At 47.1% G+C, this 23315-nt stretch carries 21 protein-coding genes and 1 tRNA gene; 5 read left to right on the top strand and 17 right to left on the bottom strand.

The window, feature by feature from the left end:
* Together BMW65_RS12325 and BMW65_RS24175 are read right to left on the bottom strand one after the other, a co-directional pair.
* Positions 1–1578, bottom strand: coding sequence for a redoxin domain-containing protein (locus BMW65_RS12325; RefSeq protein ID WP_090605779.1), 1578 nt, complete (start codon positions 1576–1578; stop codon positions 1–3).
* A 62-nt stretch (positions 1579–1640) separates the two neighbouring features.
* Positions 1641–1916, bottom strand: a complete 276-nt coding sequence (locus BMW65_RS24175) for a hypothetical protein (RefSeq protein WP_177181106.1) — start codon at positions 1914–1916, stop codon at positions 1641–1643.
* Between the two features lie 455 nt (positions 1917–2371).
* On the opposite strand from BMW65_RS24175, the gene BMW65_RS12320 reads away from it, so the two are divergent.
* Positions 2372–2752, top strand: coding sequence for a hypothetical protein (locus BMW65_RS12320; RefSeq protein WP_090605777.1), 381 nt, complete (start codon positions 2372–2374; stop codon positions 2750–2752).
* A 52-nt stretch (positions 2753–2804) separates the two neighbouring features.
* On the opposite strand, the gene BMW65_RS24170 is transcribed toward BMW65_RS12320, so the two are convergent.
* The 3 genes from BMW65_RS24170 to BMW65_RS12305 form a co-directional block, all read right to left on the bottom strand.
* Entirely contained in the window at positions 2805–3020 is a 216-nt protein-coding gene (locus BMW65_RS24170) for a DUF7695 domain-containing protein (protein WP_090605776.1), read from the bottom strand.
* 164 nt (positions 3021–3184) lie between these two features.
* A complete protein-coding gene (locus BMW65_RS24560) occupies positions 3185–5005 on the bottom strand; it encodes a hypothetical protein (RefSeq protein ID WP_245747626.1) in 1821 nt (606 codons plus the stop codon).
* The gene (locus BMW65_RS12305; protein WP_090605774.1) at positions 4962–5972 is read right to left on the bottom strand and encodes a hypothetical protein; all 1011 of its coding nucleotides are present in this window, start codon (positions 5970–5972) and stop codon (positions 4962–4964) included. The genes BMW65_RS24560 and BMW65_RS12305 overlap by 44 nt, the downstream gene beginning before the upstream one ends.
* A 188-nt stretch (positions 5973–6160) precedes the next feature.
* On the opposite strand from BMW65_RS12305, the gene BMW65_RS12300 reads away from it, so the two are divergent.
* A complete protein-coding gene (locus BMW65_RS12300) occupies positions 6161–6556 on the top strand; it encodes a helix-turn-helix domain-containing protein (protein WP_090605773.1) in 396 nt (131 codons plus the stop codon).
* A 323-nt stretch (positions 6557–6879) separates the two neighbouring features.
* Here BMW65_RS12300 and BMW65_RS12295 read toward each other — a convergent pair whose 3' ends face one another.
* The 9 genes from BMW65_RS12295 to BMW65_RS12255 form a co-directional block, all read right to left on the bottom strand.
* Positions 6880–7467: a hypothetical protein gene (locus tag BMW65_RS12295; protein WP_090605771.1), complete on the bottom strand. Its 588-nt coding sequence runs from the start codon at positions 7465–7467 to the stop codon at positions 6880–6882.
* A 16-nt stretch (positions 7468–7483) separates the two neighbouring features.
* The gene (locus BMW65_RS12290; protein ID WP_090605770.1) at positions 7484–8455 is read right to left on the bottom strand and encodes a relaxase/mobilization nuclease domain-containing protein; all 972 of its coding nucleotides are present in this window, start codon (positions 8453–8455) and stop codon (positions 7484–7486) included.
* On the bottom strand, positions 8452–8877 hold the full coding sequence (locus tag BMW65_RS12285; protein ID WP_090605768.1) for a plasmid mobilization protein: 426 nt from the start codon (positions 8875–8877) through the stop codon (positions 8452–8454). Before BMW65_RS12285 ends, BMW65_RS12290 begins: the two co-directional genes overlap by 4 nt.
* A 123-nt stretch (positions 8878–9000) precedes the next feature.
* Entirely contained in the window at positions 9001–9279 is a 279-nt protein-coding gene (locus tag BMW65_RS12280; RefSeq protein ID WP_090605767.1) for a helix-turn-helix domain-containing protein, read from the bottom strand.
* A gap of 214 nt (positions 9280–9493) precedes the next feature.
* Positions 9494–10039 (bottom strand): DUF420 domain-containing protein, encoded by a 546-nt coding sequence (locus BMW65_RS12275; RefSeq protein ID WP_090605765.1) that lies wholly within the window; start codon positions 10037–10039, stop codon positions 9494–9496.
* Between the two features lie 45 nt (positions 10040–10084).
* Positions 10085–11323: a hypothetical protein gene (locus BMW65_RS12270; protein WP_090605763.1), complete on the bottom strand. Its 1239-nt coding sequence runs from the start codon at positions 11321–11323 to the stop codon at positions 10085–10087.
* 112 nt (positions 11324–11435) lie between these two features.
* Positions 11436–12188 carry a hypothetical protein gene (locus BMW65_RS12265; RefSeq protein WP_090605762.1) on the bottom strand — a complete coding sequence of 251 codons (753 nt, stop codon included), beginning with the start codon at positions 12186–12188 and terminating at the stop codon, positions 11436–11438.
* 95 nt (positions 12189–12283) lie between these two features.
* Positions 12284–13516, bottom strand: coding sequence for a site-specific integrase (locus BMW65_RS12260; RefSeq protein WP_090605761.1), 1233 nt, complete (start codon positions 13514–13516; stop codon positions 12284–12286).
* A gap of 299 nt (positions 13517–13815) precedes the next feature.
* Positions 13816–13889, bottom strand: a tRNA-Pro gene (locus BMW65_RS12255).
* A 156-nt stretch (positions 13890–14045) separates the two neighbouring features.
* On the opposite strand from BMW65_RS12255, the gene rplS reads away from it, so the two are divergent.
* Complete coding sequence (gene rplS / locus BMW65_RS12250; RefSeq protein ID WP_090605759.1) at positions 14046–14393, top strand: 50S ribosomal protein L19; 348 nt, start codon at positions 14046–14048, stop codon at positions 14391–14393.
* A gap of 80 nt (positions 14394–14473) precedes the next feature.
* Here rplS and BMW65_RS12245 read toward each other — a convergent pair whose 3' ends face one another.
* The 3 genes from BMW65_RS12245 to BMW65_RS12235 form a co-directional block, all read right to left on the bottom strand.
* Positions 14474–14986, bottom strand: coding sequence for an HmuY family protein (locus tag BMW65_RS12245; protein WP_090605757.1), 513 nt, complete (start codon positions 14984–14986; stop codon positions 14474–14476).
* Positions 14987–15127: 141 nt separating this feature from the next.
* On the bottom strand, positions 15128–16438 hold the full coding sequence (locus tag BMW65_RS12240) for an amidohydrolase family protein (RefSeq protein ID WP_090605755.1): 1311 nt from the start codon (positions 16436–16438) through the stop codon (positions 15128–15130).
* 21 nt (positions 16439–16459) lie between these two features.
* The gene (locus BMW65_RS12235) at positions 16460–19483 is read right to left on the bottom strand and encodes an amidohydrolase family protein (RefSeq protein WP_090605754.1); all 3024 of its coding nucleotides are present in this window, start codon (positions 19481–19483) and stop codon (positions 16460–16462) included.
* Between the two features lie 365 nt (positions 19484–19848).
* Here BMW65_RS12235 and BMW65_RS12230 point away from each other — a divergent pair, with 365 nt between their 5' ends.
* Both BMW65_RS12230 and yidC read left to right on the top strand, forming a co-directional pair.
* Positions 19849–21468: a CTP synthase gene (locus BMW65_RS12230; RefSeq protein WP_090605752.1), complete on the top strand. Its 1620-nt coding sequence runs from the start codon at positions 19849–19851 to the stop codon at positions 21466–21468.
* 15 nt (positions 21469–21483) lie between these two features.
* The gene (yidC, locus tag BMW65_RS12225; protein ID WP_090605750.1) at positions 21484–23307 is read left to right on the top strand and encodes a membrane protein insertase YidC; all 1824 of its coding nucleotides are present in this window, start codon (positions 21484–21486) and stop codon (positions 23305–23307) included.
* The last annotated feature ends 8 nt before the right edge of the window (positions 23308–23315 follow it).

The raw sequence follows: 23315 nt of genomic DNA, 5'->3' as shown, positions 1-23315 counted from the left end.
CTATTTGTTAGGTTGGTTGTCGTATTTGAACACAATCATTTCTACGGGGGTTATCTTTTCCACGAGGTCAAGCCCGTACTTGTTAAGGGCCGCCTTTACGGAACCAACATCCCCAAAGTCCGCGCTTATGGTTAAGTCGATGTTACTTTTAATACCCGTTTCATCCACAATTGGATAGGTATAGGGTTCCAAGCCGATTTTTGGCCTGTAATCAAGTGCAACATTCATGCGGGATATAAGAGGTTTCAGGGTTTGGTTTTTGAGCGTTAAAACCCCTCTGTCCATATCAAATTTGCGTATACCCTCGCCGCCTTTGGTAGATATGTCTTGATAGCTTTCGGATTTGACTATGGCCAGTGCCATTATGTTTCTTTTCTCTACCGCAACGGTGATGTTTTGGTACATCCCAAAGAACTCGTTAAGGTCTTGAAGCATCCTTTTGGACACGTCAGTTTTGTTGGCACCATCGGGAAGCACAAGGTTATAGCAGTATTCATTTTCCGTTGCCCACTGTAGCAAATCAGATTGTTCCGATGATGGTACCAATTGCGGATTAATCCGGTATCGAAGCGTGTCGTCTACCTCATAGATGATATATCTGTCATTGGTAAACGGCATCAATTCCAAATAGTCTATAGCCGTTTTATACAGCATGTGAATAGAATAGTTGTAGACAAGAATATGGCTCCGGGATGGCCATGTCATACCTGATATTCTCGCGTTTAACCTACCTGATATAACCGATTGGTAAATCATGTTTGACCCATCGCCTCCATTTCCGTCCAAAAACAAAGGCTTGGACTTATCAAACTCCACCTCTATTTTGTGGTCGAAGTCTACATCCTCTCCTTGCAGAACCTTGGCGATATAATCCGCGCTGGCGTATTCCGGCCCGGCGATAGTAAGCACTTTGCCGTCCTTAATCCATACTTGGTGCGGGATGCTTTGGTAGGGGAAGTACTCTTTTAGGATATTCTCGGATACCGCTGTGGGGAGTGACCAGCCTTTTTCTTTGAAAAAGTCGGCTGATTTGCCAGCATCTTCATACGTGGTGGGGATTACCGCAAGACCGTCTCCAAACTGTCCTTGCAGTGTATCCAGTTTTTGGAGTGACTTAATACATGGTATACACCAAGTGGCCCAAAAATCCAGTATGATTAATTTGTCCTTATAGTCCGCGAGGGTGATGGTTTCCTTGCCATCGGGATGGTTGACCACTTGGAGCGGCATATCCCACACTTCATCGGGTATGGGGCTGCCAACTTGGAGCGGTGGCGTGTTTGGTGTTGCCGTGGCAGCGGGACCCGCCTGAGCGGATCCCTGCTGCGCGGCACACAAACACATGGTCGTTATCAGAAGCGCAAGGCTTACTATCGGTGTCGTAAGGCTCTGTACGGACAGGCTTGGCCTTTTGGCTTGGTGGGGATAAAATGCCGTGGCAGCAGCCTCCACGGGCGTGGAGTGCTGCCGCACGGCTACTGCACACATGCTCTTGGTAACGGCTTGGCCGTCTGTATCGATGGGATGTCCTTGTAATTTTTTGGGCATAACCTGCCCGTAACGTCTAAAAACGCTCATGCTATGTTTGGTTAGTGGATTATATGAAAAATTCTACTGCACGGAAAAATGGCCAAGAGTAGTTAATCCGGCGATTTTATGATGCTGCGATAGCGTTGGGTAGAAAGAATTGAAATTAACAGGCATAGGCTTCGCCCTCCTTTCGGCGAGCCGCCAAAGAGAGCGTAAATGATAGACGTTTTAAATTGCCGCGAAAGAAAATGGATGGCCGCCAGTGGAGAACTGCCGGCCACCATGAACCTACGTCTACCTATGGAAAGGTATTGGCGATGCATGCTGCATCGGTTTCCTGGGACTTCAGTGCCGTTGGTTGCGATATGTTTGCTGTTCGGCTGCATTGCTCGTCAATCTTAACGAGCCTTTCTTGAAGTGAGGGCAGGCCCAATAAAAAAGGCTTGCCACCCACATCTTATTACACCGAGGCTCTGGTAGGGCCCGCTTACTCGATGGAAACCATCTTTCAGCTAACCATCCGAAAAGGGATGGCAGGCATGTAATAAGACAAGTGGGCGCAAGCCCTATCCTACAAAGGTAGGACGTTTGCGCTTCACTTGCTCTCACATGCCTTAATTTACCAGATTTCGGTGTGAGACTCGTGAAATAGATACTTCTATTTATCCTATTCCTATAACTATACCGTTTAAAAAACTACTAAATTATTGTGGTTTTTAATCACAATACCGTCAAATATATGTATTTATATCTTAAACTACAAAAATATTATAGTTATTGATTCAAATTTATCATACCTATTTGTCCTTTAGGACTTTAAATGTTTTCCAAACTTTGTTGCATGGGCATTCACATTGGAAGCATAATAAAAAGTTATATAAAGGACAGTGGTCTAAAGGTTAAGTACGTTGCCGATTTTGTAAATATCAGCGAATCCAATCTGTATGACATTTACAGGCGTGAGTCTATTGATGTGGTCAAAATGATTAAGTTTTCTCAACTATTCAACAAAAACCTGTTTCTGTTTTATCTGAACGAAGAGCCGATAAAAAGCATGTTCGACGAACAAGTTAGCCAGCTACACAATCGTGTTTTGAAGTTGGAAGATGAACTTAGAAGCAAAGAGGAAAAAATTGCAGATTTAAATCAGATTATCGATGCTCAAAATAAAGTCATCGCCTTGCAGGAGAAAAAGAGGGCATCGGGTAGCGGGAAAAAATAAGGTGAAAAACGGTGCCTTTGAAACTTGACGGTTATTTCCTAAAGTAAGGACGTTAAATTAATTTCCCACCATTATTGTTGCTGGTATCGGTCAGCATTATCCTTAAATTCATGCCGCCATCGATGCTTAAATAACCGCATTTGCATATTTTCATGTCGTAGTTATGTGAAGGCGTCAGTATATCGTCGCATCGGGGACATTGCCGTTGGTTTCGGTTCAGCCCTTTGGATATTGAAAGTGTATCCACCTTCATTAATTCTTTCTCCATTGTATTCGATTAGTCCAAAGCCAAGAAAGCCATTAAGGCCATGGTGCCAACTTGGGTCGGATTGATACCGCTTGTGCTAAAAGTCATTTCACAAAAAAGCCACCCTGTGGGTAGCTTTCATATACTCTTTTGAAAGGGATAAAAACCTATTTCATCTTCAAGAGCTAAAGTTTCTCTATTTCCTTGGCCGTGAGTTTGGTGAATTTGACAATCTGGTCTACAGGTATGCCGTCATTTTTCATTTCACGGGCAATATCAAGGGCTTTTTTGCGCTCGCCATCTTTAACTCCCTTTTGCCTTTCCTGTTCTTTCAATACTTCTATAACGCCCATTTCAATAGTGCCTCCTGTCACTTCATAAATGAATTTATCAAAGTTACGATTTATTTCCTCGTCATCAATGAAAATAAAATTTTTCAGAAACCCCAAAAAACCCAAGATGCGGTCTTTGTCGTACCTGCCGCTTGCAATCAAAGCCCGCGCGATGGTGGTTCTGCCCTCGCCAAGCTCACGCTCCGGCACCTTGCCTTCCAAGAGTGCCTTTTGGCAGGCCAGAACGATGAGGGCAAAGGCGTTGTCCATTTGCAGCAGGTCATCCTCGGCGTGGTCGAAAATATGGTAAGTGCGATACCGGAAATGAACAAATGTGTCCAGCACCTCGCGCCTGTACTCGTGCGGCTTGGGCTGGCTGTGGCCCCCTGTGTAAACCGCGATGGTGGCCACGGCGATTCGGTACCTGTCCCAAATCCGATAGTTGTATTGGTAAATGCGCTCGGCAAATTCGGCGTCGCTGCCACCCTCTATCTCGGTGTTGAGCAGGATGTGCTGTTCAGACCCGTCCTTTAGGTAGACTTTTACCAATAGGTCAGCCACGCGTTTGCCTTTGGTGCGCTCCCTGTCGGGGATTATCTCAAGCAGTTCCTTGTCCATGAAGGTCAGCCCCCGGTCGAAGTCGAAAAGCCTGTCCGCATCGGGGTATAGGAACCGCAGGAAGTCGGGAAAATTTTCCTCGAATGCGCCTTTGAGCAGTTCATCGCTCCGCTTTGGTGGCTTGTCGTTTGTTTGGTTTCTCCTGTTGGCCATGGGGTCAAAGATAGGATTTTTTGGTGCTGGTGTAAACAGTTGTTCGATTTCGGTGTATATCGCGAGCGTGGTTCGGTATGCGGCATCCGCTTTTTCAATCGCCTCCGCAAGTTTCCCATTTTTGATGGCATAGCCATGCCCATACCGTGTGGCCAAGTATGCGTCATCCAGTTGCATCGCCAAACGCTGCTCGGCTTCGTCCCGTTGGTCGAAGATGTTACCCAACCGTGGGATATAGGAAGCGGTATATCGTTGGTGGGCGTTTATGGAATGGGTAACTTTATCCCGCCCCATCACGAAAAGTTCGGCCACCCTGTAAGTGAGTTCTAATTGCTGGTGGAGCATGAAGGCCGCAAAGGGGCGGTTGTCCGTACCGAAGTACAACGACACGCCATCGCGGAATGCCAGCACCTTTGCCATTTCACTATCGAAATAGGCTTTGGCTTCTGCCAAGAAATGGCCAGCCGTGGGGCATAGGTAATCAGCCAGCCGGAAGCTGGACGTGGGGTTGGCATACAGGCGATTTGCGATGCGGCATGCGAAGTGGTAGAAAATATTGCGCCGTTTGGCTTCCTCCTTTGCCCGCTGCGAATTGAACAGCCTGTAACTTAGGTCGGGGTAATCCCTGAACACCATGTCGAGCAGGGGCATATATTCGGCAAAGGGGTTCGACACTGCTTGCGGCACGAAGATGACCAGCTCCCCGTGGCTGCCGATGGCAACGAAATTCCGGTTGTGATATATCTCGTCCACACGGATTAACCCGATGACGCGGGCCATCAGTTCGGGGTAGGGGTAGGCGGTATGGGAGCCATCCATGCCTACGGACACGGTGGCCCCCGCCAGCCGACTGCTATGTTCATTCGCCATCGCCATCCGGTTCCGCGCTTTTAGGTTTGACACCGGGTAAAGTCGGCGTATTGCCAAACATCCTTTCCATGGTATGGTCGAAGATAACCCCGACCGCTTTGAGCAATTCGCCTGTGTCATCCAGCAAAGAGGCGGTTTCAAATACTTCCCCGGCTTCCAAATAGCGCCCGGCCGTTGATTTGCGTACGCCGTCGATGTGGGCGAGTACATTTTCGTCTACGTATGGCTGCAATTGCGGCAGGTATCTCTCCGCTTTCCTTTTGAGTTTTATAAGGTTGTCGGACGTTGGGCAATCCTTGCCCAGTGAATGGGTGATGGCGGTGAACAGTTGCTTAAAGCATTGGTGGAGCATCACTAAGGCCGGGTTGTGGGATTGCTTTTTGCTTATGGCCTTGGCATTTTCGAGGAAAGCCGATGCCCTTGCCATGCTTTCTTTGTAGCTTTCCATTATTTCAGCTTTCAGGTCGGGCAACACGGTTTCGGGTGTCTTCGGGAGCCGATAGCAACTGCCCGAAAAGACCAGAAATTCCTCCCTGCAATGGGTGCTGTAATAGGGATGCCCGCCAGCCAATCCGTCCTCCACCTGTTGTGAGGGGTGGAAAGATAGGACAACGTCCTGCATACGGGTGCAGCAAAATTTCAAAATGCCGTCCAGCATCTTTTTGGATGGGGCCTTGTCCATGTCGATTGCCAAGATGATTTCCGTGCAACCAAAAACCTGATATTCGGGGATGGCCGGATTATCCAGCAGGAAAATCCTGTCCGGTTCGATGGCTGCCATTATCAAGTCCAAGATAGGTTTCAGGCTGGCGTGCTGTGCGGATACGTGGAGTAGGGAGCCTATCTGCCGCATCCAACTGTCGTACTCGCCTTGGTTGGTGTAGGAGCCAAGGTAGATGTGGTTGGTGGTTTTCGAGTTGTTGTTCGTGTTGTTGGTAACGTCACCACTGTAGCGGATGTCACCTCCGGGGCCATTGAGATGATTGTGATAAGTTGTCATTTTTTAAGTGTTTTGATGAATGGATATTGTTGCCTATATGACAAATCTCCGTAGGCCGCTTGGCATATTCAATCCCGGAAACGGTATAAAATATTCCATTTGGAGCATAATTTATCCGCGAAATATTCCATACATTCGTTGTAGGTAACGCTTGCCGCGAATTACCTTTGCTGCATTACACAACAATTATGGAAAAGACAAAAAAGGTACACGAGGGCCGCAATATCAAACGTTTCAGGGAAATGCTTGGCATGAAGCAGGAAACGCTGGCTTACCAGCTTGGTGAGGCTTGGACGCAGAAAAAGGTGTCCCAACTCGAAGCCAAGGAATGGATTGAGCGGGACATACTGGAACAGGTCGCGGGTATCCTGAACATCAGCCCGGAAGTGATACAGCGTTTCGATGAGGAAGCTGCCATAAATATCATTTCCAGCACGCTGCACGACAAGGCGGGTTCGGTATTCTACAATTTCAGCCCGATTGACAAGCTGGTAGAGGCTTACGAGGAAAACAGGAAACTCTACGAGCGCCTGTTGGAAAGCGAACGCGACAAAGTGGAGTTATTGAAGACCAAAAAACGCTGAAATTGCAGTCAGAATATCAACGTTGTGTTTTACACTTATTTTTTGCCCACGGTATATGGAGATTATTGCAGTTGTACGCCTAAAGGTGTATCTTTAATTCCAGTTATCAACCCTCATTTAAGATGGGGATTGTTTTAGTAATTGAACGCTATCCCTGCTTCGCAATTCCATGTATGGCACTTGATGCTTAATGGTTGTCTTGCACCGGGTACTGAATAGAAAGCCTTGTTGCAATTTCACGAGTTGCGCAATTCCGGCAGAAAAGGCCCCGACCATCGGGGTCTTTTCGCTTTTTTGGACTTGGGCATGGTGGCCGCATTTGCTCATTTTTTTCTCATGCCATCGGCTTTGTCACGGGCCTCCCTTGCTTCGGCTTCTTTCTTTGCTGCCGCTTCCTCGGCCAGCCGCAAAGCCTCCTGCTCGGCCTCCAGCCGCTCCACGTCCATCCGTGCCGAATCGGGGTTGGCCATATAGGTGCGCTCTGCCCATGCCGCCGCACCGGGGTAATATTGCCGCACCATACGGTATTTGATGCTACTGGCGCGAAGTTCGCCGTTCCGTTGCCATAGGTTGATTAACACGGCTACGGCTATGCTGAACGCGCATAGGATGATGGTTGCGGCGATGATGAAGCCCTTGGCGTTTCCGGTGATTTCGTGACGGTGGTGTACACTCAACCTGTCGGGGATTTTTGCCGAAAGCTGCTCCATGCGTTCACCAAGTTCTTGCATTGCGGACGGACCCGGCATCGCCGGATCCGTCCGCAATGCGTTGAGGATTTCAGCCAGTTTGGGGCCGTAGTCCGGCACCACCACCTTACGGTTTTCCAGTGCCGTGATGCGCCGCTCCTGCTGCTGTTGCAGGTCGGCCATATCCCCGATGTTGTTTTCCAGTTCGTGTAATTCTTTCATTTGGATTGTCCTTTAATTATCTGCTGATACCGCGTGATTGCTCCGCTTCCTGTGCTTTCCTTTTGCGCCGCCGTTTCTCGGCATCGGCCATCGGTTCGGGTTCGGGCACGATTTCCACGGGTTGCAGCAGAATGTCGAGCAGGCCCAACCCGTGCGATGGCTCATGGGAGTGCCCACGTTCTTGGTGCGTGTCCAGCATGTCCCTGATTTGGTCTGCAAGGGTTTGTCTATGGCCCATGCTACCCGTGTTCAACCCCATGCCCTGGTTGTTGGCTAACTGCCTGTCGAGGCTTGCAAAGCTGAATTTCCGGTCGATGGCAGACCCCTTGAATTTCACCCCGTCCTTTTCAAATGAGATTCCCTGTACCTCATCCGTGCCGCTCCGGTATTTGTACTGGATGGTGACGCCCTGCTTGGCGAGCAATTTTTCCAGTTGCGGCCACGAGGTGGCCTTGGGTGCTGCCAGCTTCAGTGAATCGTAGATGGCATAGCGTACCTGTTCCTTGCCACGCAATGCCTGCCTGTTCACCTGTTCCTTGCCCTTGCCCATGTGGTAGCCATATCGCTCGGTCATTTCCCTGCACACCTTGCGGTTTTTCTCCCAAAGGTTGTAGTTGCTCACGGTGTTTCCCGAATTGTCCACGCGGTTGTAAACGATGTGCAGGTGCGGGTGGTCCCGGTCGGTATGCAGCACCGTGAGGTACTGCGTATCGGTGATGCCCATTTTTTCCATGTATTCCCTTGCGTGTGCCGCCATTTTTTCCACGGTGAGCTTGGGCCTGTCCTCGTTGCTCCAGCTCAACACGGCGTGGCCCACGGCCTTGCCCAACGACGGCCTTAGCTTGCGCTGCGCGTTGAAGTCATCGATGATGGCCTTTGTGTCGTAATTCCGTACACCATGTGCATCCAGCACGGCCGACTGTTCCTTTTCCAGCAGGTAGCGGATGCACCTGCCGAAATTCTTTCCGGTTAGCTGCTTGCCTATCATCCCTGTTTGATTTTACTGATTAATTCCCCGATTTGGGTGAGCAGTTCGCGGCATGTCCCCATGAGCGACACCAGCCCGGCGGTGTGGGCCAGCTTGGTAAGCTGGTTGAGGTTGTTTGCCAAGCCGGAAAGCATCCGGAGCATCCCCATTTCCTCGGTGGATAGGCGTGGATTGACCACCGCGCTCCGTGCTGCCTGCCTGAACCACTGGCTCACGCGCATGCCCGCCTGCCGCGCCTTGCCCTCGATGATTGACCGCTCCGTGGGTGTCATCCGCACCATCATTATTCCGCTCCGGGTGATGGTTTTTTTTGGCCGTCCGCGCTGGCGTTTCTTCCCCGTCTGAACCGGGGTTGTCCGTGTATTCCCTGCCGTCATGCCATCCCCTTTCCTATGTTCCGACCAACGGGAGCGGGTACCCATCCCTTGCCGCCAGACGGCGCGGGATGGGATTTTTTGTATAGCAAAAAAATAAACTCGCTCCTTACAATCGGGATAGGAAAAGGGTGGTCGGATGCCTGCATCCGTACCGTGGTTTTGCAGGTACTATTCTCCATCTTCACCTCCCTCCATCAGCTTTTGGATGTCCTCGTATCTGTAGTACATCAGTCCACCGATTTTGGTGAAGGGTAATGTACCGTTCACCCGTAGGTTCTGCAACGTGCCTGCGGATATGCCGAGCAACTTGCGTACCTCAAAACTTTTGAGCCACGCCCTCTGTTCATGTCCGTGTTTTCTCGGGTGGGGGTTGTGTTTCCTGATTTCTTCCAGCAATTCCCTTTTGAATTGGTCAAGGTCGTCCTTCGTGATAAGCTCTACGTTCATCTTTCCTCCTTTGTGTTATCGTTAAAAATCTGTTACCCTGCGGACGGAATTGGTTAGTACGTTTCCGTCCGCTTTTGATACAAAGGAATGGGGAAAAGCTATTCAGAGGATGACCATCGTGGGCGTTTGGTCAGTTTAGTGTCAATGTGTATGAAACTAAGAGGTCTGTGTCGAAGGAAATATCAAGTGCCGTTCTTGAAATATCACCCGGTGGCTACGAATAATAGGGAGAAATCATCAGATAGACAATTACTCCTGTCAAGCTAACATACAACCAAATAGGCATGGTCCACCTCACGATTTTTTTATGCTTTGACACTTCCATATTTAGCCCACGTCCGATGGAAATCAGCGCAAGCGGAACGATGATGGCTGCCAGTACGATATGGGTCAGTAGAATGAACAGGTATATTACCTTGGTTATTCCCTGTCCTCCAAATGAAGTTGACGGCGTAGAGAAATGATATAATAAGTACGACACCAAAAACAGGCTCGTCCAAAAAAGGGCCAATAGGACAAAATTCCTATGTCGTTTAATGTTTTTTTGCTTGACAGCAACGAGGGCAACGATTAGCGAAATGAATGTCAAACTGTTAAGAATCGCGTTTAGTTTTGGCAAAAAAGAAAAGTCATATTGCTTTAGTATTTCTATGTTTGGCAGGAAAAAAGCAAGTGCTATTAATCCATTGATGGCCAAAGTTAACGTCCAAATCAATGGCCTGTAATTTTTACCTGATGGTGTTTGGATGATTGTTTCCATTTTTAAATTTGTTTTGAGGAATAACCAAATATGATTTGTTGATAGCTATTGGTAATTCAAGGATTCGCTGTATGCACCGTCTACAGGTAGTAATAACAATAAATCGTGGTTTTTAATCAAGTTACGTTCTTCCATAACTGGCACTACCAACTTCCTTGATTCCATTGCTTCTCTTAAAGGGCGTAAATCGACTACAATCCATTTTTCCTTGTCGCTTAGCCCAATAAAATCTTCATATTTTTCAAACCCATTTTTTATGAAGTCTTGTACCTCTCCATTATCCCCATATCGGTATCGCCTCATTGCATAGATATGAGTCGATGCATTTCCGTTCATCATGGAAAGCTCAGCAACGGTATTTCCAATATCATAATGTCCAAGTGGACTAAGCCCCCTTCCGGAATGCACATTTCCTATTTTAATAAAAGCCTTCATTGGCTTCTTTTCTTTTAGAAAATAACTGTTATATGATATGCCGAAATTTGATTTAATATTGGCCAATCTTACCTCTTCACTATCGAAATATTTTTTGGCCTCGTACATCGTATAAACCTTAAAGGTCTTTGATAATTCTTGGATAATGAAATTCGCTTCGTTACCCGTTTCAACCATCACGCTCAAATATTCTTTAATGTTCTGGTCGTTACTAACTTCGGTCATGAAAGCATAACTCCCATCATTTATATATGCGCTCTTGTGACGCAAAAGAGCCTCTTTTGCGTATTGAGACAGCTTTTTATCGCGGTCGTTATGCGTCAAACTGGCAAGTCTATCAAACAGGTATTCGATTGAACTATAATATTCTCTGTCAAGACCAACAATTTTAATATTCCTTTCAATAGCTTTTTTGTACATGTCTACATCAGCTTTCATATTTATAAATTCAGATGGCGGAAACCCATTCGTTAGTTTATATTCGCTAAGGAAATTAAAAAGATTTGATTGAAACTGCGCACTATTTGCATTATAGAGCGACATTAACTGCAATACAGCAACGGGGCCGGTCTCAATCATAAAATGATTAAATCCGTCTTCCGGCATAAAATCCAAAATCGCTTTCGTCAATTGTGAAATCAAGGGTGAGAAATGGCTTTCCCCAAGTAGAACAAATTGGGATGAACGAAATGCGTCCTGAATTAAAGTCCATCCGTTACCAGTAATATTATTGTCACTAATCACAAAACTTCGGCTATGGGCTCTTACAAGTCCGGAAGACAATGTATCTTGTCCGAATGACAGATTGAAAAAAAATATTCCAATTAACAATATGCTATATTTTTTCATTTTCAACTACACTGTTAACATTAGACGCCAAAACTAACAATAAATCAGCTTTTTTCACCAAATTATAAGCATATCACCTATTTTATACAGCGAAATCGGAATATTCTCTACATTATCTATGAATAACCTTGAATAACCTATCCTTTTCCCTTATCGGACGATATTTAGTGCTTGGATTTTCCTTGTTTGAAGTAAATCTACTCCTTAGCGTTTCCATATTGATATCCTCCTCACCATGCTGGAAATACTTGCATATCATCTTTACCCATACGCTTTCCGTGGATGCACTCAAAAGGCGTGTACCGTCTTTATGTGGGATTCTGATTTCGGGGAATTGATGGATAAAGTCAATAAATGCATTCAGGTATCCTTTTGTTATCCTCACCTTATAGTCGGTTTCATACACTTTCAAAGTCTCAAGTTCCTCATTCTTTTCCGCAAGTTCCTTTTTCAACGAAGCAATCTCCGAATCGTACCGCGTAATGGTAATGTCCACGGGGTCACGGTATCCATAGGTATTGGTGGATATGAGGTAATCGCGGAATGCCCGAAGGCATTTGAGGTTGAGACGGTTTCTTGCATGCTTACGGGAAAAGGGGGATTGTTTGCGGATAAATTCGATATGGTCTGCCACGATTTCCCTTACGAGTTCGTAAAACTCTGCTTCTGTGCATTTCCCTGTGCTTACGGCATATTCCATGTGATAATGGTAATATTGTTCCTGTTCTTCGTTACCTATTACGTACAGTCGGGTAAGAAAATGGTTGTCATCGTAGTAGTTCCAAAACCCGATGGGACTGCCGATGTCGTATCGGTGTTTTCTTCTGCTGAAAGGTCGGCGTATCTTGAAATAGGTATCCCGCATGGCAAATCATTTTTGAAATAAAAAAGAGACAGCCTGTTATAACTGCCTCTAACAAATTTACTGAATTTAATGGATTTTCAGGAAAGGTGGTCTGTTCAGCTTCCCGATGCCATACGCTCCCTTAGGTTCTGCATATCCTCGCTTAACTTATGTTCCACCACTTTCGCATAAATCTGCGTGGTTCGGATGCTCGTGTGTCCGAGCATCTTGCTCACCGATTCGATGGGTACGCCGTTGCTCAATGTGACCGTGGTGGCAAAGGTGTGCCGTGCGATATGGAATGTAAGCGTTTTGTTGATTCCGCAAATATCCGCTATTTCCTTTAGGTAGCCGTTCATCCGTTGGTTGGATATGACGGGGAACAACGTACCGCCGTTGGATGCTTTCGGGTGGTCTTGGTACTTCAATATGAGTGTGGATGCCTGCGGCAAAAGGGGCACTTTGACGACCGTTTCCGTTTTCTGCCTGTGTGTCACCAACCAATCCCCGCCATCGATGCCTTTCACGATGTTTTCGGGCATGAGGTTGACCAAGTCAATATAGGCCAACCCTGTGTAACAACTGAACAGGAACATATCAAGCACCGATTGCAGCCGTTCGATTGAAAAAGTCCTATCAGCCAATATGTCCAGTTCCTGTTGTGTTAGATGCCCCCTTTCCACTTTATCAAAGTGGAGCCTGTATTTGGCAAAAGGGTCTTTCGCAAGCCAGTCCATCATTATAGCCATGTTGACCATCTTGCGAAACCGCTCAATGTGCTTCATGATACCATTGTTGCCCAATGGTTTGTGGTGGTCTTTCGGTTGGTACTTTTGCAGGTAACTCTCAAAGTCCATGATAAACCTGTAATTAAGTTCGGATAGTGCAATATCGTTCCGCCTGTATTTCTCTTTGAGGAATTTCTCGATGTACCGTTGCGTGGTATGGTAGTTTTTCAATGTACCATGTGCAAGTTTGTGTGCCGTTTCCCTATTGTGATACTCTACAAGTTTGCGTAGGGTCATGGTGTCCTCTGCCGTTCCGAGAAAAAGAGATTTGACCGCATCAACCGTCATAGTCTTACGCTGTTGCACCAATTCGTGGTAACCGTCCGCAATGAGTGTCCGCACCCTTTCGATGTGGCTGTTCAGCTTTTGGATTTCCTCACGCTTGCCTTTTGCCCTGCCCTTCGCATCATCCCAATCCTTTGGGGCTACTTTCTTTTTAAGCGAGATTTCAGACCTGCGCCCGTTCACGGTTATCCTTGCGTACACCGTTGCCATGCCGTTTTTCTGTTGTTTGGGAATCCGCAAGACGAAGTGGATTCCAAAGGTGTTCCTACTTTTCATACCAATCTATTTTTTGTTTAACTGATACACTTTTGCACGGTTCCTTACACACTGCCCACCTATGTGCATTCAAAAGGGTATCAAACAAGAGCAAACAGCATCAAAATTATTGCATACAATAAATTGATATACAGATAATTATATGCTAATAGGTGAGTAAAATTAAGGTATAAAAATCACTCACCGAATAGCTCACATCTTGATTGGTTTTCTTTGGGGTTTATTGGTATGGAAAAAAACAAAAAACCCGCAAATCCATAGAATTTGCGGGTTTTTGACATTACTTAGTGTAAGTGTTGTCGGGGTGGCAGGATTCGAACCTACGACCTCCTGCTCCCAAAGCAGGCGCGATACCGGGCTACGCTACACCCCGTTCCCGTTAGGGTTTGCAAAGGTAAAAATTAAATCCAAATTCCAAAAACAAGTTCATATTTCTTTTTTAAAAAACGGCTTTTTTATTCAGAAAATAATCACTAATATTGCAACTCGATTTTTACGGGATAATAATCGTCATTAATTACTCAAAATCATGGATTTAGTAAAATTTGTAGAAGAGCAAGCGGTAACACAAAACGAAGTTCCCGCATTTAAAGCCGGGGATACTGTTAGCGTTCACTATAAAATTCGCGAAGGCAACAAAGAGCGTATTCAAATTTATCAAGGTGTTGTCATCCAACGTAATAGCATCGGTGCCAACCAGACGTTTACTGTGCGCAAGATTTCCAATGGCGTAGGTGTTGAGCGTATTTTCCCCATAAATTCACCAAACATTGAGAAGATTGAAGTAAACAGCTACGGAAAAGTACGTCGCTCAAAATTGTATTACCTGCGTGGCCTGACAGGCAAGGCAGCGCGTATTAAATCCAAAAGGGTTTAAGGTTTTTTTGAGCACATACCGGATAAAAAAAGGAAGCTGCCAAAAATGGCAGCTTCCTTTTTTTATCCGCATATCCCCCTTTACAGGAAGCTGTATCGGAACGAATAATTTGCTGAATTAGAGTTCGATTTATTATAGTAGCTCAAGATCTCTACCTTTACATATTTGCCAGCCGACGTCTTGACAACCAGAATGCGCCCAGGGATGGGATTGATACTGTGGTTGCTCATATCATATTCGTACCAACCATTGCCACTTCCAGCAGGTATCGCTTTTTCACTTTCTGTATCTTCCTTAAGGCCTGTACTGGGCTGTTTCGTCACTTTTTCAAAGGAGGTGTCTTTCAACAGCGTACCAGTAGCTTTGCCAGTTCCGCTGCTACCCCCATTTATCAAGATAGTAGTGCGGTTAAACGCGATATCCCAATCTTGGGATGCGTCAGCGACTTCCTTGCCTTCGGTAAAACTAAAATAAGCTGTCTTGGATGAAGCGTCGATATTGCTCACGGTTTTCGCTTCCTGTGCATGAAGTACCGTTATCATAGTCAGTGCCAATACAACGATTGACACCACTTTGGGATATATTGTTTTCATAGAGCAAATATAGACAATAATCAATTATTTATAATCGATCTAACTAAGAAAACAACACACCAAATTTCAGTTCCATCGTTGAGCGGCAGGCCTGCATAAGCAAGAGCCTGCCGCTTAGTACCTATGGAAAGCGGGCAAGAACTATTTGTCCTCGATCAATCCATACTTATACTCATAACGCTCGAAAAGCTGCTTATGCAGGTCATCCAGGTTGATGTCTCGTCCTTGTATAAACGCCCTTTCGATGTCATTCCCAAGCATATCCAAGGCATCTCCACTGGATACAATTACGTTGGCATCCTTGCCTACTTCAAGTGTACCTGTCCGGTTATCAATCCCCAAAATCTTTGCGGTATTGCTGGTGATTGTGGCCAATGCCTGCTCTTTGTCCAAGCCATAAGCCGCTGCCGTCCCCGCCATGAACGGCAGATTACGTTGTTGCCAGAAACCGTCTATGCTGTAAGCTATCAATATCCCTGCATCCGCCAGCAGTTTCGCCTGTTTATAAGGTAGGTATACATCAGCGTCACTCGCATAAGGCAGCGAGTGTGACTGCCTGATGATGACCGGCACCTGGTTATCTTTGAGCAATTCGGTCACCAAATGGGCTTCTGCCCCTCCTACCAATACCGGTTTGATGCCAAGTCGTTTCAAGCTGGATATTGCTGCAATGATGTCTGCAGCCCGATTTGCATGCACGTACACCTTGCGTTCACCGGAAAACACCGCCTTAAAGGCTTCGAAGCGCGCATTGCTTGGGTACTCTCCTGCCGATGAAGCATATGCCTTTGCCTCGCTAAGGTAATCCTCCAATTGGGCAATTTCTGCTTGCACCTGCTCTTTTTGCGCATCGGGATTGGAAGGCCCGCCTCCACCGAAACGCCCGAAACGTACGGTAGGCCAATTGATATGGATGCCTTCATCGATTTTATAAGCCGCATCTTCCCAGTTCCATGCATCCAGCTGTACAATCGATGACTGCCCAGATACGAGTCCGTCCTGCGGCGTGATCTGCGCCAGCAGGATACCGTTTGAGCGCAGGGTGTTGATGACTTTGGAATCCGTATTGTAAGCAATCAACGAGCGTACATGCGCATTATTTTCGCCAACTTCGGCATAGTCAATCGTTGCCCGCACAGATTCCACTTCCACCAAACCCAAATTTGTATTCGTTGCGATAAATCCGGGATAAACATGCTTGCCCGCAGCATCAATGGTCAACGTTCCAGCAGAGATGGTTGTAGCCCCTCCAACATAAGTGATTTTCCCTTGTTCGAAAAGTAATGTACCCTGTGTTATCACCTTGCCATCGCCTACATGGATGGTCGCGCCGATGATGGCAATGGGTTGGTCTTGCACCTTGGCTGGGTAAATGGTCGGTTGCGCGCTGGCCAGTACCGTTATCAACAATAAGGTTGCCGTTGCTGATAAATATGTGATAATTGATTTCATTTCGCTAATAGTTGAAAGCCGTTAATCCATGTATTCTTCAAACTCGCCGATTTCGCCGATGGTATCGCAATGATATTCCATATTGGGTTGGGCAACGGCCCGTTGTGTAGTGCCGCCATTCCCTTTAGCCTGCAATGACTTGCGAATAAGACGTGCCTTCTCCGCTGTCAACGCCTGTTGTTTCACGGCATCTTCATTAAGATCCCAATATTTCACGCCATCGACGAATGTTTTCTCCGCCTTGGCATAGATCGAAAGCGGTTTATCGCTCCATATCACGATATCTGCATCTTTACCCGGGGTGAGGCTTCCTACCTTATCTGCTACGTGAAGGATTTCAGCCACATTGAGTGTGACCATTTTAAGCGCTTCTTCTTCGGTCACTCCGCCGTATTTCACGGCCTTTCCTGCCTCTTGGTTCAACCGGCGGGCCATCTCGGCGTCGTCAGAATTAATAGCCGTCAGCACATTCCGCTTATGCATCAGGTAAGCATTATAGGGAATCGCCTCCTGTACTTCCATTTTATAGGCCCACCAGTCGGCAAAAGAAGCCCCGGCAATCTGGCGGCTGGCCATTTCATCGGCCAGCTTGTAGCCTTCCAGGATGTGGGTAAACGTATTCACCCCGAATCCCATGCTGTCTCCCACATGCATCAGCATGTTGATTTCCGATTGCACATAAGAATGGCAAGTGATGAATCGCTTTTTGTCCAATATCTCCACCAGGGCATCAAGGGTCAGATCCCGCCGCAATGCCGGGTCGTTGGCCGCTATCCGTGCCTTATATTCCTTAGCCCGTGTGAATGCGTCGTAAAACACTTGCTCCACGCCCATGCGGGTTTGCGGGAAGCGGGTACCTGTGATGCCCCAATTACTTTGCTTTACGTTTTCACCCAATGCAAACTTGATGAATCCGTCATTCTCGCCAAATTTCAGTCCTTCGGGGTTTTGTCCCCAGCGCAATTTGATGAGCTGGGATTGACCGCCAATGGAGTTGGCAGAGCCGTGCAACAGATGTGAAGCCGTGACCCCTCCAGCCAGTTGCCGGTAAATATTGATATCTTCCGAATTGAGCACGTCACCTATCCGTACTTCCGAGGTAACGGAGTGTGAGCCTTCATTGACCCCCCGGCTGATAGCAATATGGGAGTGCTCATCAATGATACCCGGCGTTACGTGTTTTCCCGTACCATCGATTACCGTTGCTCCTGATGCCGATAGATTTTTGCCCACGGCTTTAATTTTCCCACCGGCCAATAATACGTCTGCATTTTCCAGGATGCCATCGGCCTCATTGGTCCACACCGTTGCGTTTTTTATCAATACAGTCTCGGCTGTAGGAAGCGTTTTGTTGCCATAGGCAACAAAGGGATAGAGGATCTCGCCTTCAACAACCGATTTATTCCCCCCTTGCCGCGTCCTGCCCGACGTTTTTGTGGTATAGGCAGCCGTGTAAGTAGCCGTCCATGATGATGATGCACCGTCCGGCTGCACGACCTCGCCTTTTAAAGCCAGCGGTTCCTCCTCGACGATGTATCCGCTGATTCGTGTACTTCCCTGCTGTCCTTTTGGATTGAAGCTGAAGGACAACAAATCGCCAGTGCGGGAAGAAGTCACTTTGGTCTCCGTCGTGTCGTTGCCTACCGTAAGGTGCGCTTCCAGCCTGCCATCATTCTCTTTGACAAACAATTTCGCTGTGCCCACACCCGGCAACTGCGTAGCATATTCACCCGTCAAGTTTTTAGCATAGCTTTTTGTGGCTACAAATTTCTTACCCTGCACCCAGTTCTCGTAAATTACCGTACCTTCCTTGAATAACGTGTCGCTGGCAATAATGAAATTGGCCAGTTTACCTTTTTCCAACGTGCCCAGCTTACTGGAAAGGCCCAGCATCTCTGCCGGCACTTCAGTAAGCGCACGCAATGCATAATCCGGAGAGAGGCCATTCGCTATGGCGACACGCAGGTTGCTCCAAAAATCACGGGGGTTGTCCAGCCCAATTGACGAAATGGCGAAACGAATACCTGCTTTTTCCAGCAACGCTGGATTAGCAGGGGCCATTTCCCAATGCTTCAGCTGTGCCAATGTCACATTACGAGCATCTGCAGGGTCCTCCACATCATACGCTTTAGGGAAGTTAAGCGGCACAATCAAGCTGGCATTGGTCGCCTTAATATCTGCTATCCGCTGATATTCGTTGCCCCCTGCTTTGATGATGTAGCTTTTTCCAAACTCTTTGGCGATTTTGTCAGCCCGGAGAACATCCAACATATCGTCTACCTCAAAAAATTGCGGCAACGATTGCAATTTATTGAACGCCTCCAAGGAGATGTTATATTCATCTTGCTGCTTGGCATACCATTGGCCGTCGTAGTACGTTTGGCGTATCAACGCAATGGTTCCCATCAATGAAGAAGGATAACTGGTTCGTGCCGAGCCTTTGCTGAACGAATAATGAGCACCCGCCTCAGGAAGGATGATCACCTCGTTTTCCCGTGCCTCGGCCAAAGTAGCTACCACCGAACTACCGCGAGCAATGCCATCGCGCACGACGGACTGTACCGCACCGAATCCAATCTTCTTCAATTCTTCACTTTGCCGCTTATCTACGGTGAAAGTCTCTTTAGCTGCCGTCTCCGGACGTATCGCTTCATTCCAGCCATAGGGGCCGTTTTTGGTCGACTCAAAAATCTGGGCCTGTCGTCCGCCGCCGAATCCTTGCGAGCCGCCACCCCGGCCCTCCCTGGGTTGACCGTACTCACTAAATGCGTCGATAAACGACGGATAGATAAATTTACCCTGCAAATCGATAGTGACATAGCCTTTGGGGACAGCCTGGCCCTTGCCCAAGGCCGCGATACGCTGTCCATCCACCAATAAGGTGCCATTTTGGATCACCTCGCCCGCTTTTACCACGATAGTCGCATTGGTGAATGCAAATAATTGCGGCCGTTCGTCATGTGAACCGTTCACCGGAAAAGTCCCCTGGGCCATGGTAAGACCCGAGATCAGCATGAAACAAAAGAAAAGTAATGATTTTTTCATTATAGCAATTTGTTTTTAATGGTAACGATGCTCTTACGAGCGTATTTAGCTTGTTTTGTGAAGGCCACTCCTGATGGCTCCCCTTAAAAGGAATGATTTTCACCAAAATTAGGCGCTTATGTCAATTTAAGCATAAAAATATATCTTCGTAATAGGAAAGTTACTTACAAAAACAACATTGTTGCTATAAAACACCTTATTTTGGGATAATTTTCTTTACAGTTATATCCATGCCGTTTTCCGTGACATGGAAAATCTTTTTTTATCATTTCCACAAAAAACCGTATCTTTGCATCCCGTACACAAACGTGATGTTCGAAGCTTTTTTGGCGTAGACAACGTATAAAATACACCCAGAATTTGTCATGACTAAATACATTTTTGTTACGGGCGGCGTTACCTCGTCGTTGGGAAAAGGTATTATTTCGGCGTCCTTGGCCAAACTGCTTCAAGCACGGGGCTATAGAGTGACCATCCAGAAATTCGACCCTTACATCAATATTGACCCCGGCACGCTCAATCCTTATGAACACGGTGAATGCTATGTAACCGAAGACGGCGCGGAAACTGATTTGGACCTCGGCCATTACGAACGTTTCCTCAACACACCCACTTCCCAAGCCAACAACGTGACCACCGGCCGTATCTACCAGTACGTTATCGACAAGGAACGTGAAGGTGCCTACCTTGGCAAAACCGTTCAAGTGGTTCCGCACATCACGGACGAGATAAAGCGAAGGATGTGCCTATTGGGTAAAGATGGCCAATACGACATCATTATCACAGAACTTGGTGGAACCGTTGGCGATATCGAGTCCCTTCCTTTCATTGAAGCGGTCCGTCAGCTACGTTGGGAGCTGGGCGGCAATAGTTCCCTGGTTATTCACCTCACGCTTGTACCCTTTTTGGCCGCTGCCGGTGAGCTCAAGACCAAGCCCACCCAGCACTCCGTAAAAACCCTGCTGGAATACGGCATCCAGCCGGACGTATTGGTTTGCCGAACGGAACATCACCTCAACGCCGAGATCCGCAAGAAACTTGCCTTATTCTGCAACGTCAATGCCAATGCTGTGATTGAATCCATCGACGCGCCCTCGATCTATGATGTGCCGCTGCTGATGCTGAAAGAACAATTGGACAAAACGGTATTGACGAAACTGAAACTTTCCACAAAAAACGAACCTGATCTGGAAAGCTGGAAGGCTTTTCTGGGCAAACTGAAAAATCCGACAGCCGAGGTTACTATTGCCCTTGTGGGCAAATATGTGGAATTGCCCGATGCCTACAAATCCATCAACGAAGCGTTTATCCACGCCGGCGCAGCGAACGAATGCAAGGTAAGGGTAAAGCTTATTGCTGCCGAAAGTATCAATGCGGGCAATGTAGACGAAAAATTGAAGCGCGTATGCGGTGTATTGGTTGCGCCAGGCTTCGGCGAGCGCGGACTGGAAGGAAAATTGGTGGCTATCCAGTATGTTCGCGAACATAATATCCCATTCTTCGGTATCTGCTTAGGTATGCAATGTGCCGTCGTGGAGTTTGGCAGGAACGTGCTGAAGCTAAAAAATGCCAACAGCTACGAAATGAATCCGAAAACCCAACATCCTGTCATCCACCTCATGGAAGCGCAAAAAAAGGTAAAAAACATGGGCGGAACCATGCGGCTGGGTGCGTACGACTGCGAAGTCAAAAAGGGCACGAAAGCGGCCTCTATTTATGGAAAGGCCAAAATAACCGAAAGGCACCGCCACCGCTATGAATTTAACAATGACTACCTCGCCCAATATGAAGCTGCAGGAATGGTTGCCTCCGGTATCAACCCGGCGAATAACCTGGTCGAAATCGTAGAGCTCAAGGGACATCCTTTTTTTGTCGCCGGGCAATTCCACCCCGAATTAAAATCAACAGTTGCAAATCCTCACCCACTTTTTGTTAGCTTTGTAGCCGCCTCTTTGGCGCATAGCAAAGCGGCGAAGCAGAAATAGTGCATAAATTAAGAAATGGATAGAAATTCAATCACAGGACTCGTTTTAATTTTCGTCATTATCGCAGGTTCTTTTTATTTATTGCAGCCCTCGGACGAAGAATTAAAACGCGAGCGCCAGTTACAGGATTCGCTTGCCCGGGCACGGGCAGGCATCGAGCATGTAGATCAAGATACGACCACGCAGCAAACCGCCGTCCTTGACTCGGCCCTGCTCAGCGGTCCGTTTGGCGGTGCCATCCAGGGTGAGGACAGGGTAGTCACCCTCGAAAACGAGCACATCCGGGCAACTATCAGTACCAAGGGCGGGCGCGTGAAGTCCGTTGAGCTGAAAGACGAAACGACCTATGACGGCCAGCCACTCCTGCTCTTTGAGGGTGAGCAGAATAAATTCGGCCTCTTCTTTTCAGCTGCTGGGAAAAACATCGCTACCAATGACCTGTACTTTGCCACTGACGGCGATAATATCCAAGTGGCGGGGCAAGATTCGGCTTCCATTACTTTCCGGTTGTCTTATGCGCCCGAAAAGTACATCGACTATATCTATTCCATCAAAGGGGGGGATCACAACCTTGGTTTCACCATTGTCACCCAAGGGCTACAGGATGTAGTAGCGCCCACGGAAAGCCAGTTGGTGCTCAACTGGGAAGCAGCCCTTTCCCAAAAGGAAAAGGATATGAGTAGCGAGCGCCAGCGATCCACCTTGTATTATGCCCTCGCAGATGGCGAGGTCGATCACCTCAACACGGCAAAGGACGATGAAGAAGAGCTCGGCGAAAAGGTGGAGTGGATATCTTTCAAACAACATTTTTTCTCCAACGTACTCGTAGCCGACAATGGCTTCAATGGCGGCAAGGTAAATGTATATTCAAGCGTGGACGATCACATTGTCAAACTGTTTTCGGCCAACCTCCGCCTTGATTTCAGTCGCCAGGACATCAATACCTACCCGATGCATTTCTTCTTTGGGCCCAACCAATACAATGTACTGAAGGCACATGGCTATGGGCTGGAGAAACAGATCGATATGGGTTGGGGGCCGATGAAATGGATCAACCGATTTATTACTATTCCCGTATTCAACTTCCTGGATAGCTTCAATTGGAGTTATGGTTTGGTCATCCTGATTCTGACGGTCATGCTGAAACTGGTATTGTCGCCCCTCACCTACCGATCATACGTATCCATGGCTAAGATGCGAGTACTCAAGCCAGAAATGGATCAGATTAAAGAAAAAGTGGGAGACGATAATCCGACCTTGTTGCAGCAGGAATATCTGAAACTCTATAAACAGGCCGGTGTCAACCCCTTGGGAGGATGTATTCCGTTGCTGCTACAGATGCCCTTCACGATTGCTTTCTTCTTCTTTTTCCCGAATTTGTTTGAATTGCGGGGTGAAAGCTTCCTATGGGTAAAAGACCTTTCAACCTATGATTCGCCCATTACCTTTCCGGCGCTCCCGTTGATTGGCATGGATCACATCAGCTTGATGTGTATCTTGATGACGGTAGCCACACTGCTTTCAACGTGGTACAACAATACGGTCTCAGGTGCCGCCGCCAATGCTCAGATGAAGTACATCGGTTATTTCATGCCATTGATTTTCCTCTTTGTCTTGAATAGCTTCCCAGCAGGGTTGAATTACTACTATTTCCTATCCACGGTATTCACATTTGGCCAGCAATTCATCATCCGCCAAATGGTCAATGACGATAAGATATTGGCCATCATCCAAGCTAACAAGAAGAAGCCCGAAGCACAGAAGAAAAAGTCAAAATTCCAGCAGCGCATGGAAGATTACATGCGCCAACAGCAAACGCAGGGCAATAAAAAGAAATAAAGTTGTAA

This window comes from Parapedobacter koreensis (genome assembly GCF_900109365.1).
In the GTDB taxonomy this organism is placed as follows: domain Bacteria; phylum Bacteroidota; class Bacteroidia; order Sphingobacteriales; family Sphingobacteriaceae; genus Parapedobacter; species Parapedobacter koreensis.
This window is presented reverse-complemented; position numbering and strand designations above follow the sequence as displayed.

Coding starts and splice junctions, on each gene's coding strand:
- BMW65_RS12240 (WP_090605755.1), bottom strand. CDS start 16,438: ATGAAATCAATTATCACATATTTATCAGCAACGGCAACCTTATTGTTG.
- BMW65_RS12285 (WP_090605768.1), bottom strand. CDS start 8,877: ATGGGTACCCGCTCCCGTTGGTCGGAACATAGGAAAGGGGATGGCATG.
- BMW65_RS12320 (WP_090605777.1), top strand. CDS start 2,372: ATGGGCATTCACATTGGAAGCATAATAAAAAGTTATATAAAGGACAGT.
- BMW65_RS12300 (WP_090605773.1), top strand. CDS start 6,161: ATGGAAAAGACAAAAAAGGTACACGAGGGCCGCAATATCAAACGTTTC.
- BMW65_RS12280 (WP_090605767.1), bottom strand. CDS start 9,279: ATGAACGTAGAGCTTATCACGAAGGACGACCTTGACCAATTCAAAAGG.
- BMW65_RS12245 (WP_090605757.1), bottom strand. CDS start 14,986: ATGAAAACAATATATCCCAAAGTGGTGTCAATCGTTGTATTGGCACTG.
- BMW65_RS12305 (WP_090605774.1), bottom strand. CDS start 5,972: ATGACAACTTATCACAATCATCTCAATGGCCCCGGAGGTGACATCCGC.
- BMW65_RS12260 (WP_090605761.1), bottom strand. CDS start 13,516: ATGAAAAGTAGGAACACCTTTGGAATCCACTTCGTCTTGCGGATTCCC.
- BMW65_RS12290 (WP_090605770.1), bottom strand. CDS start 8,455: ATGATAGGCAAGCAGCTAACCGGAAAGAATTTCGGCAGGTGCATCCGC.
- BMW65_RS24175 (WP_177181106.1), bottom strand. CDS start 1,916: ATGCAGCCGAACAGCAAACATATCGCAACCAACGGCACTGAAGTCCCA.
- rplS (WP_090605759.1), top strand. CDS start 14,046: ATGGATTTAGTAAAATTTGTAGAAGAGCAAGCGGTAACACAAAACGAA.
- BMW65_RS12230 (WP_090605752.1), top strand. CDS start 19,849: ATGACTAAATACATTTTTGTTACGGGCGGCGTTACCTCGTCGTTGGGA.
- BMW65_RS12265 (WP_090605762.1), bottom strand. CDS start 12,188: ATGCGGGATACCTATTTCAAGATACGCCGACCTTTCAGCAGAAGAAAA.
- BMW65_RS24170 (WP_090605776.1), bottom strand. CDS start 3,020: ATGGAGAAAGAATTAATGAAGGTGGATACACTTTCAATATCCAAAGGG.
- BMW65_RS12275 (WP_090605765.1), bottom strand. CDS start 10,039: ATGGAAACAATCATCCAAACACCATCAGGTAAAAATTACAGGCCATTG.
- BMW65_RS12325 (WP_090605779.1), bottom strand. CDS start 1,578: ATGAGCGTTTTTAGACGTTACGGGCAGGTTATGCCCAAAAAATTACAA.
- BMW65_RS12235 (WP_090605754.1), bottom strand. CDS start 19,483: ATGAAAAAATCATTACTTTTCTTTTGTTTCATGCTGATCTCGGGTCTT.
- BMW65_RS12295 (WP_090605771.1), bottom strand. CDS start 7,467: ATGAAAGAATTACACGAACTGGAAAACAACATCGGGGATATGGCCGAC.
- yidC (WP_090605750.1), top strand. CDS start 21,484: ATGGATAGAAATTCAATCACAGGACTCGTTTTAATTTTCGTCATTATC.
- BMW65_RS12270 (WP_090605763.1), bottom strand. CDS start 11,323: ATGAAAAAATATAGCATATTGTTAATTGGAATATTTTTTTTCAATCTG.